Origin of the sequence: Catenulispora acidiphila DSM 44928 (assembly GCF_000024025.1) — a bacterium.
In the GTDB taxonomy this organism is placed as follows: domain Bacteria; phylum Actinomycetota; class Actinomycetes; order Streptomycetales; family Catenulisporaceae; genus Catenulispora; species Catenulispora acidiphila.
Map to the genome: position 1 here is coordinate 3,854,351 of NC_013131.1, position 14,484 is coordinate 3,868,834.

Annotated in this window: 6 protein-coding genes; 3 read left to right on the plus strand and 3 right to left on the minus strand. The window is 69.3% G+C overall.

The genetic code is table 11. The annotated features are described in order from the left end of the window. Positions 1 to 4 precede the first annotated feature (4 nt). Genes CACI_RS17250 through CACI_RS17260 form a run of 3 tightly spaced genes read right to left on the minus strand, consistent with a single transcriptional unit; the run spans position 5 to position 11,648 of the window. Complete coding sequence (locus CACI_RS17250; protein ID WP_012787670.1) at positions 5 to 346, minus strand: phosphopantetheine-binding protein; 342 nt, start codon at positions 344 to 346, stop codon at positions 5 to 7. Beyond that, complete coding sequence (locus CACI_RS17255; RefSeq protein WP_012787671.1) at positions 343 to 4,785, minus strand: type I polyketide synthase; 4,443 nt, start codon at positions 4,783 to 4,785, stop codon at positions 343 to 345. Before CACI_RS17255 ends, CACI_RS17250 begins: the two co-directional genes overlap by 4 nt. After that, positions 4,779 to 11,648, minus strand: a complete 6,870-nt coding sequence (locus tag CACI_RS17260; RefSeq protein WP_041540297.1) for a type I polyketide synthase — start codon at positions 11,646 to 11,648, stop codon at positions 4,779 to 4,781. Before CACI_RS17260 ends, CACI_RS17255 begins: the two co-directional genes overlap by 7 nt. Positions 11,649 to 11,833: 185 nt before the next feature. On the opposite strand from CACI_RS17260, the gene CACI_RS17265 reads away from it, so the two are divergent. The 3 genes from CACI_RS17265 to CACI_RS17275 all read left to right on the plus strand — a co-directional run bounded on the left by CACI_RS17265 (position 11,834) and on the right by CACI_RS17275 (position 14,430). Beyond that, entirely contained in the window at positions 11,834 to 12,949 is a 1,116-nt protein-coding gene (locus tag CACI_RS17265) for a class I SAM-dependent methyltransferase (RefSeq protein ID WP_012787673.1), read from the plus strand. A gap of 103 nt (positions 12,950 to 13,052) precedes the next feature. Continuing rightward, entirely contained in the window at positions 13,053 to 13,583 is a 531-nt protein-coding gene (locus CACI_RS17270; protein ID WP_012787674.1) for an EF-hand domain-containing protein, read from the plus strand. A 424-nt stretch (positions 13,584 to 14,007) separates the two neighbouring features. Continuing rightward, the gene (locus tag CACI_RS17275) at positions 14,008 to 14,430 is read left to right on the plus strand and encodes a PadR family transcriptional regulator (RefSeq protein ID WP_041540298.1); all 423 of its coding nucleotides are present in this window, start codon (positions 14,008 to 14,010) and stop codon (positions 14,428 to 14,430) included. Positions 14,431 to 14,484 lie beyond the last annotated feature (54 nt).

Sequence of the window (14,484 nt, forward strand, 5' to 3'; positions counted from 1 at the left end):
GCGGTCAGCTCATCTCGGCATCTGAGGAGGACGGATTCTTGAGTGCCGTCGTTACGTGTTCGACCAGCTGACCGACCGTCAGCTCGATGATCTCCTCGAGCCCGAGATCGGCGATGAACTCGGCAAGGTTCACGCGCTCCCCATACCGCTCCGCGAGCATCCCGGCGAGCGTGACGAGATCCACGCTCTCCAGCTCCAGATCGTCGTGGAACCGCGTATTCCACTCGATATCGATGTCATCGAGCGCGTACTCATCAAGAATCGAGCGGAGCATGGCGGCGACTTCCGCGAGCACCGCCTCGGCATTCCCAGCCCCGATGTCTGAAGTCGTCGTCTCGACGCTCACGTGTCAGCCTCCTCATAGTCGTCGGCATCCGGCCCTTCGGTCCAAGCGACCACGTACTGCCGGGCCGGCAGATCTTCGGGATTTTCGAGCAGCTCGAAGCGCACGCGGATCCGATGCCCGTTGACGTCCACTACGGCATCGCGCATCCCGGCGCGCACGACGGCGAAACTCCGCGGGTTCCCGGCCAACCCGGTCCCCATCGCCTTGGCGACGGCTTCCTTCGCCGTCCAGAACCGGGTGAACCACACGTCTTCGCCGCCGCTAGCTGCGAGTCGATGAAGGAGGGCAAGTTCGTCCTCTGATAGAGCGAAATCGAGCGTCGACTGATCGCGAGCGGCGATCTGCTCGACATCAATCCCGATCAGCGGGTGATCTCCAACTGCGGAGCGAACGATCGCCACGCCGACATCCCCGGTGTGCGCGATCGACACCGCGAGCGATGGCAGCGCCGTCCCATGCCGCCCCTCCACAAACGGACGCCCGGCATCGTCGTTCCCCACCGCGATCTGAGCGGGAAAGACCTCGCGCACCCCGCCCTCGTCCCACATCGCCTGCCGCGTCGCGTCCTTCGCGGCGATGCGCCCCAGCAGCCACTGCCGCCGCCCACGCGGCGGCCGCGCCTCAAAAGCGTCTCGCTCAGCCGCACCGAGGTAGCTCCGCATCCGCAGCTGCCGCGACGCCGGATCGGTCCAGCGATCGAACACCGCGAACCAGCCGCCCGCCTGCCGCCGCGCCAGCAGCGCACCACCCGGATCATGCTCGACAGCCCTGGTCTCCGGATGACTCCCGAACCGGCGATCGGTCCAGCCGGATATCTCCACCCAGACTCGACCATTACTGACGAGCTGAGCGTCGGCGACCACAACCGTGTCCTCGACGCTCCGAATCCGAACATGACAGCCCACTGATCCACGCGGCGTGGGACCGTAGAACGCGATCCGCTTCATCCCCATCGGGAACACCACGCTCCGCTCGGGCAACGTGTCCATGACCCAGTAACCGAGCAGCTGACCGACGTTGTCCAAGATGGCGCCCGGCGTCTCCAGCGCAGCGATCACGCCCCGCACATGCTGATCACCGACCGCTGTCAGTTCTCGAACTCCCTGAAACAGCGGTCCGTGGAACATCCAGCGGTCGTCATAGAGAGCTCGTGCGGCAATAGATGGCGGTCGTTCGCCAGCCACATCGATGGCCCATACTGCTGGAGGCGGTGAGAATGCGGACCCTGTTTCGATCGTGGCGCGCGCATACGGTCCGAACTCGACCTTGGCCTCGCCACCCTCGCCACCCTCGCGCCGAACGACGATCTCCACCTCGGTAGCCGGCGCGGCAGCGGTCCACTGATCGAAGCGCGCATCCCGCACCGCGACAGCGAGACCACCCGCAGCATCCATCATGTGCTGGATCACGGTGGTAGCCGGGACGACAGGGAACCGGTCCGTCACATCCGGCCAGCCCTCCTGCTGCGGGAAGAAGCAGTGGTCCAGGAGGTAAGGCATCGTCTCGGTGCCAACAGCGAGCGTGATTCGCTCCTCGCGTGGCGGTGGACTCAACCGTCCAGGTAGCCGCCGAGCAGCCAAAACAGCTCCCGTACTCGCCGCCGTCTCGCGCAGCAGCAGAGCAACCTCAGCCGCCACCGGATGCCGGGCCGCGAGTTCGTCGAGTTCGGTGAGCTCGCTGACGGACGTGAGCGGCGCGAGTGCCGCAGCCGCAGCCGAATCACGCAAACCAACGAGCGCGCCGCCGAGATCCAACCGAACCAGACCACTGCGACGCTCCACCGCCGCCTTCGCTCCCCGCCCCCCGAAAAACGCCTCGCTCGTCGCGAATCCCTCGGCCCAGAAAGCCGCCGCGACCCGCCGCAGCTGCGCCAACCCCTCCCGCTGCGGCGCATTGGCGGCGATCGTCAGATGATCGCGCTCGCCGAGCACATCACCGATCACCGTCGCCAACGCCCCGGTCCCGACCTGCACGAAAGCCCGGATCCCCGCGTCGTACATCGCCTCGATCGTCTGCCGGAACCGCACCGTCTCCACCAGGTGCCGGACGAAGACCCGCCGCACCTCCTCCGCCTCGCGCGGAAACGGCGCGGCAAGCGTCGCCGACCACACCGGCACGCGCGGCGCCCGCAGCTCGAAGCGCTCGAACGCCTCAACGATCGGACCGAGATACGGCTCGAGCATCGGCGTGTGAAAGCCTGACCGGAACGGCAGCACCTGACACAGCACGTTCCGCCGCCGCAGTTCCCGCAGCAACTCGTCCATCGCACCCTCGGGTCCGCACACCACACACTGGTTCGGCCCGTTGTCGTGCGACAACTCAATCCCCGGATACCGCGGCAGCAAGGCAGCAGCACGCTCGGCGCTCGCACCCACAGCACCGAAAACCAACCCGGGCACCCGCACCGAATCCGGATCGAACCCGGTGACGAAATCGTCCACCGCAGACCCGGCGAGCATCCCGCCGCTGACCATCGCAGTCCATTCACCGACACTGTGCCCTGCGACTGCCGCCGGCCGAATGCCCATCTCCGTCAGGGCACGCTCCAGAAGCCGACCAACCTCGAACACACCAAGCCCGTGCGAGCCGACGCTGTCAGAACTCTGCTTATAGAGCCCAGACGCGCCAAGCAGCTCGGCAATGTCATCAACACGCGGCGCGAAATCAAGCTCCAGCCCCGGAAACACGAATCCGATCTGCTCCGCGCCCCGCTCAGCCAGCAGAGGCCGCGCACTGAACCACAGATCACCGCGCCCGCGCCACGGCTTCCCATTGCCGATGACCCGCCGCGCCAGCTTGAACGTCCGAGGCGTCGGATCGATCATCGCGATCCGGCACGCACCCTCGCCACGCTGCGCGAACGAGCCAGGATCCGCCCCCGACTCCACGCCGTCCACCATCTCAGCGAGCGAGTCGAGATCGTCGGCAGCCAAACGGATCTCGCGCTCCGCCGCCACACCAGCGACCGCACCGACGCCGCCAGCCCGCCGCCGACGCCCGCGCGGCGCCTGCTCCACCACAACATGCGCGTTGATCCCGCCGAACCCGAACGCGTTGACACCAGCCCGACGGGGCGTCCCGGTCTCGGGCCAATCCTCAGCCTCCGCGAGCGTTCGGAATCGCGTGCCCTTCATATCAGGGTGCGGATCCTCGCAATGTAACGTCGGCGGCAGCACGCCGTGATGCACCGCCAACGCAGCCTTGACCAGGCTGGCGATCCCCGCCGCCGGCATGGTGTGCCCGATCATCGACTTCACCGACCCGAGCGCCGGCGGACGCCCCGCAGCCTCGTCGGTGCGCGGCGGACCGAACACCTCGGCGAGCGTGGACAGCTCCGCGCGGTCGCCGGTAGGCGTCGCCGTGCCGTGTGCCTCCAGCAGTCCGATCGCATCGGCGGCGAGCGGGTCCAGCCCGGCAGCCACCCAAGCGCTGCGCACCGCCCGGGTCTGTCCGGCAGGCTCCGGGTTCAGCAGGCTCGCGGTGCGTCCGTCGCTGGCCACGCCGGTACCGCGGATCACAGCGTAGATCCGGTCGCCGGCGGTGAGCGCGTCCGCCAGGCGCTTGAGCACCACCACGCCGGTACCCTCGCCGATCAGAATCCCGTCGGCGCCGCGATGGAACGGACGGATCCGCCCGGTCCGCGACAGCGCCCCGAGCTGGCTGAACACGCTCCAAAAGGTGACGTCGTGGCAGTGGTGAACGCCTCCGGCGAGCATCGTGTCGCAGCGTCCTGACACCAGCTCGGCGACCGCATGGTCGACCGCGACGAGCGAGGAGGCGCACGCGGCATCCACCGTGTACGCCGGACCGCGCAGGTCCAGCCGGTTCGCGATCCGGGACGCAGCCAGGTTCGGGACCAAGCCGATCGCGGCCTCGGGACGGTTCGGACCGAGCGCGTCGGTGAAGGCCTCCTGGACCGCTGCCACCTTCTCCTCGGGCAGGCCGGGTATCAGCTCTCGAAGAGTCCGAATGAGCTGGTTGGCGGTCCGGACACGCTGGTCGAGGCGGACCAAGCCGGGTGTCAGGTAGCCGCCGCGACCGAGGATGACGCCGATCCGGTCGCCCGCCGGAAGCCGCCCACGTCCGCCCGCGTCGGCGATGGCGTCGGCTGCCACTCGCAGCGCGATCAACTGGTCTGGCTCCGCGCCGGAAACCGAGTCCGGCATGATCCCGAACGCCAGCGGGTCGAACTCGGCGAACTCGTCCACGAACCCGCCGCGCCGACAGTAGACGCGATCCGCGCGCGAGGGGTCCGCCGCCGGGTCGTGGAACTCCGGATCCCACCGGTGTGCCGGGACATCGGTGATGCAGTCGGTGCCCGCGACCAGGTTGCGCCAGTAGGCGTCCAGGTCCCGAGCTCCGGGCAGCAGCACCGCCATGCCGACGATGGCGACCGCCGACGTCTCAGGGCTCTCCATCGCCGTGTCCGCTTTCACCATTGCGAGGCCGAGTAGACCACCGACCCCGCGCCGTCACCCCACGCCAACTCACGTAGCAGCGCCAGCACGCCTTCCTCGGGATCGATCAGGGCGATCCCGCGCTTGCCGTAGGACTGCGCCAGCTCCGGCGTCACCATCCCGCCATGTTCGGCGGACGGAGCCCAGGGACCCCAATGGACGGTCAGGCAATGCGCGCCGGTCCGAGCCGACCAGTCCGCGCCTAGGGCTTCCAGCGCGTCGTTCGCACTGGCGTAGTCACACTGTCCGCGATTGCCGAAAACGGCCGCGATGCTGCCGAACAGCACGGTGTAGCGGGGACGCTCCGGCAGATCGTCGAGCCCTGAGAGCAGGACCCGAGCGCCCTCAGCCTTGGTAGCGAAGACGCGCGCGAAGGACTCCGGATCCTTGTCGGCGATGAGCTTGTCCTCGATGACACCGGCGGCGTAGAAGACCGCGTCGATGCGACCGTGCTCGGCGTGGATGCCCTTCAGTAGTCGATGCAGCGCCTCGCCGTTTTGCACGTCGAGCGAGTGGTAGCGCACGGCGCTGCCCAGCGCGCCGACCCGCGCAAGCGTCGCGGATGCCTCGCGCGCCGCCAGGATGCGGCTGGCTTCGCGCTCGATCTGCGCCGGGGCGCTCAGTCCACCGGCGATCAGTGCGGCACGCAAAGCCGGTCCGTCCGCAGCGGACGCCGTCGCCGCCGGCTCGGCGCCCTCCGGCAGCGCGGTGCGGCCGACGAGTTCGACCCGGCAGCGGGATGTGGCGGCCAGCGTCTCGGCGAGGTGTGCGGTGATCCCGCGCGCGCCGCCGATGAGCACGACGACCGAGTCGCGATCCAGACCGAGAGCCTGGACCTCGGCGGCTCCGTCGCCCGCCGGACCGGCTCCGCTCGAAGCCAGTGCTCCCAACGGGGTTTCGACGGCTGCGATCCGGTGGCGGAGTCCGTCGCGGCGAAGGATGAGGGGTTCCCGGTCAGGGCGGACGATCTCCTCGATCAGCTGCGCGGCAAGGTCTTCGGCGCTCGCGTCCCGATCCAGCTCGACGAGCCGCGCAGTGGTCTGCGGGTACTCCCGGTCGATGGTGCGCCACAGACCGCGCAGCCCGGCACTGGCGCTGCGGTCCTGCAACGGCGCGGCGGCGAGGAACCAGCGTGGCGAGCGAGCCAGCGCCTGCTTGATGTCGGCGAAACCGTGGGGGAGGAGGCGGGACTCCTCGCCGTCGCCTGCGCTGAGGGCTCCGAGGTGCACGATTCCGTCGGGACCGGTCGCGGCATCGACCCGATCTACGCCGATCTCGACGGTCACGCCCAAGTCGGCGAGCCGGCTCGAGAGCGTCTGCGCCAGAGGATCGGAGCCGGATGCGCCGATGATCGCGAAGCGGGTATTGGTCAGAGCGCCAGTATCGGCGGGCTCGCCGAAGCTGTGTTCCTCCTCGCGCATGATGAAGCGCTTCGGCGCGAGGGCAGAGGCTGCGGCATCAGGGCCCGATGATGCCGGCGCGATGGTTACTGCCTGAGGCTCGGGTCCGTCGTCGAGATGCTCCCGGAGCCAGTGGGCGATGGCGTTCGCAGTGCGTGCCTTGGCGAGCTCCTCCAACTGGTCGTCTTCAAGCTGGGAAGCGGCCAGACCAAGGCGTTCGGCGAGTTCACCCGCGATCTCCGTGCGCTTGATGGAGTCGATGCTCAGCTCCGCCTCGAGATCGAGGTCGGGCTCGATCATGTCGGACGGGTATCCGGTTCGGGCGCTGATGATCTCGAGGATCGTGCCCAGTAGATCGGTGGTGCGAGCGGGTTCAGTGGCAGGTTCGATGACCTTCGCCGGTATGGGTTGCTGGACCGTGGGAATCGCCAGTGGCGTGGGCGTCTCAGCTTCCTGCCACACCATGCGTCCGGCGGGCGCGGCGCCGAGATACGCCAGCATCACGTCGCGCTGCGCCGCGATCATCTCGCGGTTGGTCTTCAGGAACTCGGCGAGCAGAGCGTCCTGGTCTGCCGGGGGTACGGAACGGGGCGTCAAGGTGCTCCCCTCCAGGGAGATTCGTCGAGCCGGGGCGAGGCCGCCGGGCACACAGGCGCCGTCGGCGGTGCGGACGAGGTGGCCGTCGACCGTCCAGCCGGGTCGGGCGGCGGCGGTCGCGGTGGCGGCGTCCTGCACGTCGCGACCTTCGAACAGCCAGCCGGTGCGGAGCTCGACGCCGGACACGGCGAGCCGGGCGACCGCCGTGAGCAAGCCGCGCACTCCGGCGCCTGGCTGCTCCTCGCACGCGACCGCGACGTGCGGACGGTCCTTCAGGATCGCGTCCACAAGGCGTGTCAGGACTCTGCCGGGTCCTGCTTCGACGAACACCCGGATACCCGCCGAATACATCGCCTCGACTTGCTCGACGAAGCGCACCGGCGAGCCGATCTGGGCACTGAGTTCCGCACGGACCTCGTCGGCGGTCGGACCATACGGCGCGGCCGTCCGGTTCGCGTAGACCGGCGTTTCGGGAGCGCGCACCGGCATGTGCGCCAGAAGCTGGCCAAACGAATCGCCGGCCGCCGCGACGACCGGACTGTGGAACGCGCAGGCGACCGGGATGCGCTTCGCCCCGACTCCGGCGGCGCGCAGGTGCGACACCGCCTCGTCTACCGCCGCAGTAGGACCGGAGATGACGACCTGCTTGGGAGAGTTCTGATTTGCTGGCACGACGCGGTCGGCGAGCCCATGCTGTTCAAGCAGCGCGGCGATCTCCTCGCTGCCTGCGGCGACCGCTGCCATGGCGCCTGGGTCGTCGCCGGCCGCCGCCAGGATCGCCTGAGCGCGTCCGCGGCTGGCGTCCAGAAGCGTTGCGGGGTCCAGGGCTCCGGCGCTTGCCAGCGCGACGAGTTCGCCATAGCTGTGACCGCCAACCGCGTCGGGCTTGATCCCGAGCTTGCGTAGCAGGTGGTCCACGGCGAGCCCGCCGATCCCCAGCACCGGCTGCGCTACTCGCGTGTCGCGGATGCGCAGATCCTGATTGACTGCCGTGGCGTCGTCGAAAGCCCGCGGCGGATTCAGGACGTCGGCGTACTCGCCGCCGAGCCGCAGATAATGCTGAAGCTCGGGGAACGCGACGAACAAATCGGCGAGCATCCCGGGACGCTGGCTTCCCTGTCCGGGGAACAGGAATGCGGTGCCTCCGGGTTCTGCGGCGCCAGATCCGAAGTACACCGTGTCAGGCGGCTGATGCAGCCCTTCGGCTGGATCGTGCTCACCAGCCAGCGCGCGGTCAGCGAAGGTCGCCAGATCGTCGAGGTCTGATGCGACGATCGCCACCCACGCGCGATCGGTGCGGGCGTCAGCGGCCCGAGCCGCCGCCAGCGCCAGATCGCGCAGCCGCCACGGAGTTCGGCTGGCGTCGGCAGCCGTTCGGCTCATCAGGGTCTTGATCGCACGATGTGCGGCGTCGCGGTCGGCGCCACGGAAGACGAACAGCTCGGCGGGCCACTCGGACCGAGTGTGCCGGGGATCCACGGCGCGTTCGTGACCGGAGAGCACGACATGGAAGTTGGTGCCGCCGAACCCGAAAGCGCTGACGCCCGCGATGCGCTCGCCTGGCGGCAGAGCCCACGGCGACGCGGCGGCGTGAAACGTGAAAGGGCTCTCAGCCGCGGTCCATGCCGGATTGGGGCGGGTGATGTTCACTGTCGGCGGACGTACCCCGGTATGCACCGCGAGCGTGGTCTTGACCAGTCCCGCCAAGCCCGCCGCGCACTTCGTATGCCCGATCTGCGATTTCACCGAGCCGAGGGCGCAGCCGCCGGGCTCGGCGCCCGCCTCGGTGAACAGCTTCGTCAGGGTACTGAGTTCAGTGCGGTCACCCACGACCGTCCCGGTGCCGTGCGCCTCGACGAGGCCGACTCGAGCCGGGGACACGTGCGCCGACCGGTAGGAGCGTTCCAGCGCGCGCCGCTGGCCCTCCGGCCGTGGCGCCGTCAGCCCGAGCGCGCGTCCGTCGCTGGCGCTGCCGACGCCCTTCACGACCGCGTAGACGCGGTCGCCGTCGCGTTCGGCGTCCGCGAGCCGCTTCAGGACGACGCACGCGGCGCCCTCGCCGAGCGCGATCCCGTCGGCGTCGGCGTCGAACGCGCGCGAGCGGCCGGTGGGGGACAGGGCGTGGACGGAGGAGAACAGCAGGAAGTCGTTGATCCCGTTGTGCAGATCGACGCCGCCGCACAGGACTAGGTCGCTGGTGCCGAGCGTCAGCTCCTTGCACGCGATGTCGACCGCGGCGAGCGAGGAGGCGCACGCGGCGTCGACCGTGAAGTTGGCGCCGCCGAGATCCAGCCGGTTGGCGACGCGGCCGGCGATGACGTTGGCCAGGACGCCGGTGAAGGAGTCCTCGGTGAGTCGCGGGAGTTGGTCGTCCAGGTCGGCGGGGAGCGTGCCGAGGTACGTCGGCAGCGTGGTGCGCAGCACGCCGGCGTTGGACAGGTCGCTGCCGGCTTCCGCGCCGAAGACCACCGAGGTGCGGTCGTGGTCCACGCCGGGGCGGTCGTATCCGGCGTCGACGAGCGCGCGCCGGGCGACCTCCAGCGCCAGCAGCTGCGTCGGCTCGATGCTGCTCAGTGCGTTCGGCGGGATGCCGTAGCGCAACGGGTCGAAGGGGATCGGCGGGAGGAAGCCGCCCCACTTGGAGGGCGTGCCGCGACCGGCCGCCGACCCGACGGCGTCCGGATCGAAGAAGATGTCGGGATCCCAGCGCTCCGCCGGGACCTCGGTGATGCGGTCCGCGCCGTCGAGGACGGTTGCCCAGAACGCCGCGAGGTCTGGGGAACCGGGGAAGACGCACGCCATGCCGACGATCGCGATGTCCAGAGGCGCCGGGAGTTCGTGTACTGGGTCGTCCGCTTCGGAGCGTATGCCGAGGGTGCGGACCGCCTCCTCGTGGCGGGTGGCGTAGAACGCGCACGCGCCTTCGGTGACGTCGGCGTGCAGGTCGGCGACGGTGGTGACGGAGTCGCGGAGAACGGCGACCTGCCCCGCCATGAACAGCCCTTCGCGAAGCTGGCGGTCCTCGTCGATGCTCACCAATTCCATGCCTTCGCGCAGCAGGCCTTTGCTGGCGATGCGCAGGCGGCCGATGTTGAGCTGCTCGAGCCGTTCCCAGGCTTCGCGCTGCGGGACGTCGTCGGCGTGGAGCTGTTGCCGCAGGTTTTGGAACTCGGTCGTGAACGGACTGACGATGCCGCGCGTGGTGTGTCCGGGTGCTGATTCCAGCAGTGCGGTCGCGTCGGCGGCGATGGCTTGACGTTGGAACAAAGGCTGGATCGCGCCGCGCGTAACGGCTTCTTCGGTGAACAGGTAGGCGGTGCCCATGAGCACGCCGATCTGGACTCCGGCGGCGACGGCCGAGCGGGACATGGCGGCGACCATCGCGGCGGAACGCGCGTCGTGGATGCCGCCGGCGAACAGAATCTGGAGGTTGTTCGCGGGCTCGGCGGTGTTGGCGTTGGCGTTGCCCTTGTCCTTGGCCTTGCGCTGCGGCTGCTCGGCGAGCCAGTCCTCGATGACGCCCAGCTGCGCCTCCCAGAGCGGAAAGCTGGCGCGCGGACCGGTATGACCGCCGCACTCGGAGCCTTCGAAGACGAACCTGCGGGCGCCGGCTGTGAGGAACTGGCTGAGCAGGCCGGGGGAGGGAGTGTGCAAGAAGGTTGCGATGCCGACGTCTTCCAGGGCACGCGCCTGCGCGGGGCGTCCACCGGCGACGATCACGCATGCCGGTCGCAGCTCTTTAATGATGTCTAGCTGCGCGGTCCGGACTTCTGCGGGAGCGAATCCGAGAACCCCGACGCCCCAGGGGCGTTCGCCGAGCGCCGCCGCGGTCTGCTCCATCATCGTGCGGGTCTGCTCGCCAGTCGCGAGAGCCAGGGCGAGGAAGGGAAGCGCCCCGTCTTCGGCGACGGTTGCGGCGAACGATGCTTGGTCGCTGACGCGCGTCATCGGGCCCTGAGCTACTGGCACGCGGACTCCGAGCGTGGCGGCGAGCGGGCCTTGTGGGACAAGGGATTCGGCAGCGTCCGCATCGCAGAGTGCTTCGATGATCGCCGCGTGCATGGCGCGTACTGCTCCGGCCGTGTCTGTGTGGCGCTTCAGGAAGCGGTTGGCGAGAAAGCCGTCCTGGCCGATGGGGATGTGGGAAGCCGACGCGGCGGTGCGCAGGACTCGGCGGCCGTCAACGACGACGGTTTCCGATCCGTCCATGACACGCAACGCGGCGCGGATCGGCTCGGGCAGCTCGGCTTCCGGTAGCAGCGCCAGCTGGGTGTCCAGGACGACTCCGGCGGCGCCGCCGACGACTGCCGCTGCGGCGGTGTGGTCGCCGATGCCGCCGGCGGCCCAGATCGGGAGGTCGGAATCGAGACCGGGCTCGGCGAGGAGGCGCTGGAGGAGGACGAAGGTGCTCAGCTCGCCGATGCGGCCGCCTGCTTCGGATCCGCGGGCGATGAGTCCGTGGGCGCCTGCGGTCGCGGCGGCGCGTGCTTCGGCGACGCTCGTCACCTCGACGAGGATGCGGTAACCGGGGTCGGGGTCGGCGTGCACGAGGTCGGCGGCGCGCCATGGCGAGTCGACGCCGAGCACGACCAGGTTGATTCGTCCTAAGCCGATCCCGGCCAGCTCGGCGGGTTCCAGTCCGCAGTCCTGCCCGCATCTCACGCCGAATCCGTCGGGCAGCCATTCGGCGGCGAGGGCGAGTTCGTCGCGCGCCGTGCGTCCCCCCGTGCCGAGGTCCACGACCCCGGTGCCCCCGCCCCGCTCGACCGCCGCGGCCAGCCGGGCGTTCGGGACACCGCAGGGTCCGATCCCGACGACCAGTTCTCGTCGGTCGCGTGCAACGGGCATGGCAGCTCCGTCCTGCGCGGCGCGGCCGTAAGGCCACTGATTCAGGGTTACCAACGGGTAGGGAGTGTGGCACATCGAACGTGATGTCGGAAGATAGGCGTTGTAAACCTGTATCAACAAAAATGCACACAGAGGATGTCTTCTTCGCATTGGTCTGGCAACCTCATGAGAGCTGTGATACGTCAATGCGCGTGGGTGCCACCGAAGAGCCCGAGACCACTCGCGCCGGGGCGATCGCCGCGAGGCGTCCGGCGTACGAAGCCGATCTCGAGGACGGCGTCGAACGGTTCTTCGAACCGCGCCGGGCCGTCTGCGCGTGGTGCGGCTCCGGGCGGCTTCGCGAACGGCTGCACACCACGGACCTGCTCCAGCACAAACCCGGCGCCTTCCGGCTGGACCGATGCCTGGATTGCGGGCACATCTTTCAGAATCCGCGCTTGAACGCCGATGGGCTGGAGTTCTACTACCGCGATTTCTACGACGGGCTCGGGGAGAAGAGCACCGCGGGTCTGTTCGCGGGGCGCGGGGCTACGTACCGGCGGCGTGCTGAGGCGCTGCTGCCGTACACGGGCTTGAACACGAACACTGATATAGACACTCACGCGCTGGACAGCTGGCTGGACGTGGGCACCGGACACGGTCACTTCTGCGAGGCGGCGCGCGAAGTCTTCCCGCAGACCGCGTTCGACGGCCTGGACTTCACCGACGGCGCCGAACTGGCCGAGAAGGCAGGTCGCGTCCGGCGCGGGTATCGGGGCAGCTTCGTCGAGGTCGCGGCGGCGGTGGCTGGGACGTACGACGTGGTGAGCATGTTCCATTACTTGGAACACAGCGTGGAGCCCGCGATGGAACTGGAGGCCGCGCGCTTGGCGCTGCGTCCTGGCGGATATCTGTTGATCGAGGTCCCTGATGCCGCGAGCCGGTACTCCCGGCTGCTCGGCCGGCGGTGGCTGCCCTGGCTCCAACCGCAGCATCTGCACTTCCTGCCGGTGCGCAACCTCCGCGATCGCTTGGCCGCGCTCGGTTTCACCGTGGTGGCCGAACAGCACGCCGAGGCGCACGATCGCGTGGATCTGCTTGCCGCGACCTGGCTCGTGCTGGACGGCATCGCCCCGCGCGACGAGGTGCCGTGGCTGGCGCGGCGACCGGGGAGGGGGAAGCGCGCGGCGCGTGCGATGGTGGTGATGCTGGGCATCCCGGTGCTGCTCGCGGCGACGATCCTGGACCGGATCATTCCCAGTGCTCTGATACGCCGCCTGGGGCTGTCGAACGCGTACCGGGTGGTCGCGCGGCGCGACTGAGCGAGAGGGCGACAGGGCGACAGAGCACTGACACCCTCACTCGATAGTGGGGTTTCGAGTACGGAACGCGGCTGCCCTATCCGCTGCGTCGCACCATGAGGCCATGGCGAGCGAATTCCAGCGACGGAAGGTCGCAGGCGTCTTCGACGCGATGGACAAGAACCGGCGGGGGTATCTGACCGAGGCCGACTTCCAGGACCTCGCGGCGCGGTGGACCACGCTGCGCGGCATCGAGCCCGGCGGCGAGGACTACGAACGCCTCCGGGCGATCATGCTGGGCTGGTGGTCCTCGCTCAGCGCGGCGGCGGAGGACGGCGAGCGCGTGAAGCTGGACGACGTCCTCGCGGTCGTCGACGTCCTGCCGACGATGACCGAGGCGATGACCGCGACCGCCGACGCCATGTTCGAGGCCATCGACGAGAACGGCGACGACCTCGTCTCCCGCACCGAGTACCACCAGCTCATCGAAGCCTGGAACGGCGCCCCGACCGACACCGACGCCACCTTCGCCCTCCTCGACCTCGACGCCGACGGCTACCTCTCCCACCAGGAATTCCGCCGCCTCTGGACCCAGTTCTGGTCCGGCGACGACCCCGCCGACCCCGGCACCTGGGTCTTCGGCCGCTTCGAGTAGCCGCTCGGACAACCGCCCAGACACAAGCCCGGGCAGCCTCCGGCACCGCATCCCACGCCGGCCGGAGCTACAGCGGACGCCAGTCATCGACGACGCCGCCGTAGCCCGCGCCGGTCGTTGGCGTGCGCGTCCTATCGAGTTGCATCTAGATACTTCTAGATATATCTTTATCGATGTCGAGGCGGAGTGCCGTCTCGTACTCGAACTGACGGGCGAGAGGAGTCCGGTCATGTATGGCGATGAGTTCCGCGGGCGGGGTGGACGTGGTGGACGGGGACGGGGCGAGGGGCGTGAGCGCTTTGAGCGGTCGGACCGGGGGTTCGGTGGGCCGGGTGGTCGGGGGATGCGGGGGGAGTGGCGGGGGCGCTGGGATGAGGGGGGCGACTTCCGGGGTGGACGTGGGGGACGGGCTCGGCGTGGTGATGTGCGCGCGGCGGTTCTGGCGCTGCTGGCCGAGCGGCCCATGCACGGCTACGAGATGATTCAGGAGCTGGAGACTCGGACGGATGGCCTGTGGCGTCCCAGTCCGGGTGCTCTTTACCCTGCCTTGCAGGCGCTGGAGGACGAGGGTCTGGTCACCGTCGACACCAGCGGGGGCAAGCGGTTGCTGCAGTTGAGCGACGCCGGTCTGGCCGCTGTGGCCGGGGCGCCGGAGAACCGGCCGTGGGAGAACTTCGGGACCGGTGTGCCGGAGGCGCATCTGGCGATGCGCGAGGGCGTTCACCAAATCGGCACTGCCGCGCGCCAGGTCGCGCAGGTCGGTACCGAGGAGCAGAAGGCGCGTGCCGCCGCGATTCTCACCGAGGCTCGCAAGGCTCTGTACAAGCTGCTCGCCGAGGATGCCTGAGCGCGGATGCGCCGAGGATGGCTGAGCGAGGATCCGCGAATGCGCTGAGCGCGG

Coding starts and splice junctions, on each gene's coding strand:
- CACI_RS17260 (WP_041540297.1), bottom strand. CDS start 11,648: ATGCCCGTTGCACGCGACCGACGAGAACTGGTCGTCGGGATCGGACCC.
- CACI_RS17270 (WP_012787674.1), top strand. CDS start 13,053: ATGGCGAGCGAATTCCAGCGACGGAAGGTCGCAGGCGTCTTCGACGCG.
- CACI_RS17255 (WP_012787671.1), bottom strand. CDS start 4,785: ATGGTGAAAGCGGACACGGCGATGGAGAGCCCTGAGACGTCGGCGGTC.
- CACI_RS17265 (WP_012787673.1), top strand. CDS start 11,834: ATGCGCGTGGGTGCCACCGAAGAGCCCGAGACCACTCGCGCCGGGGCG.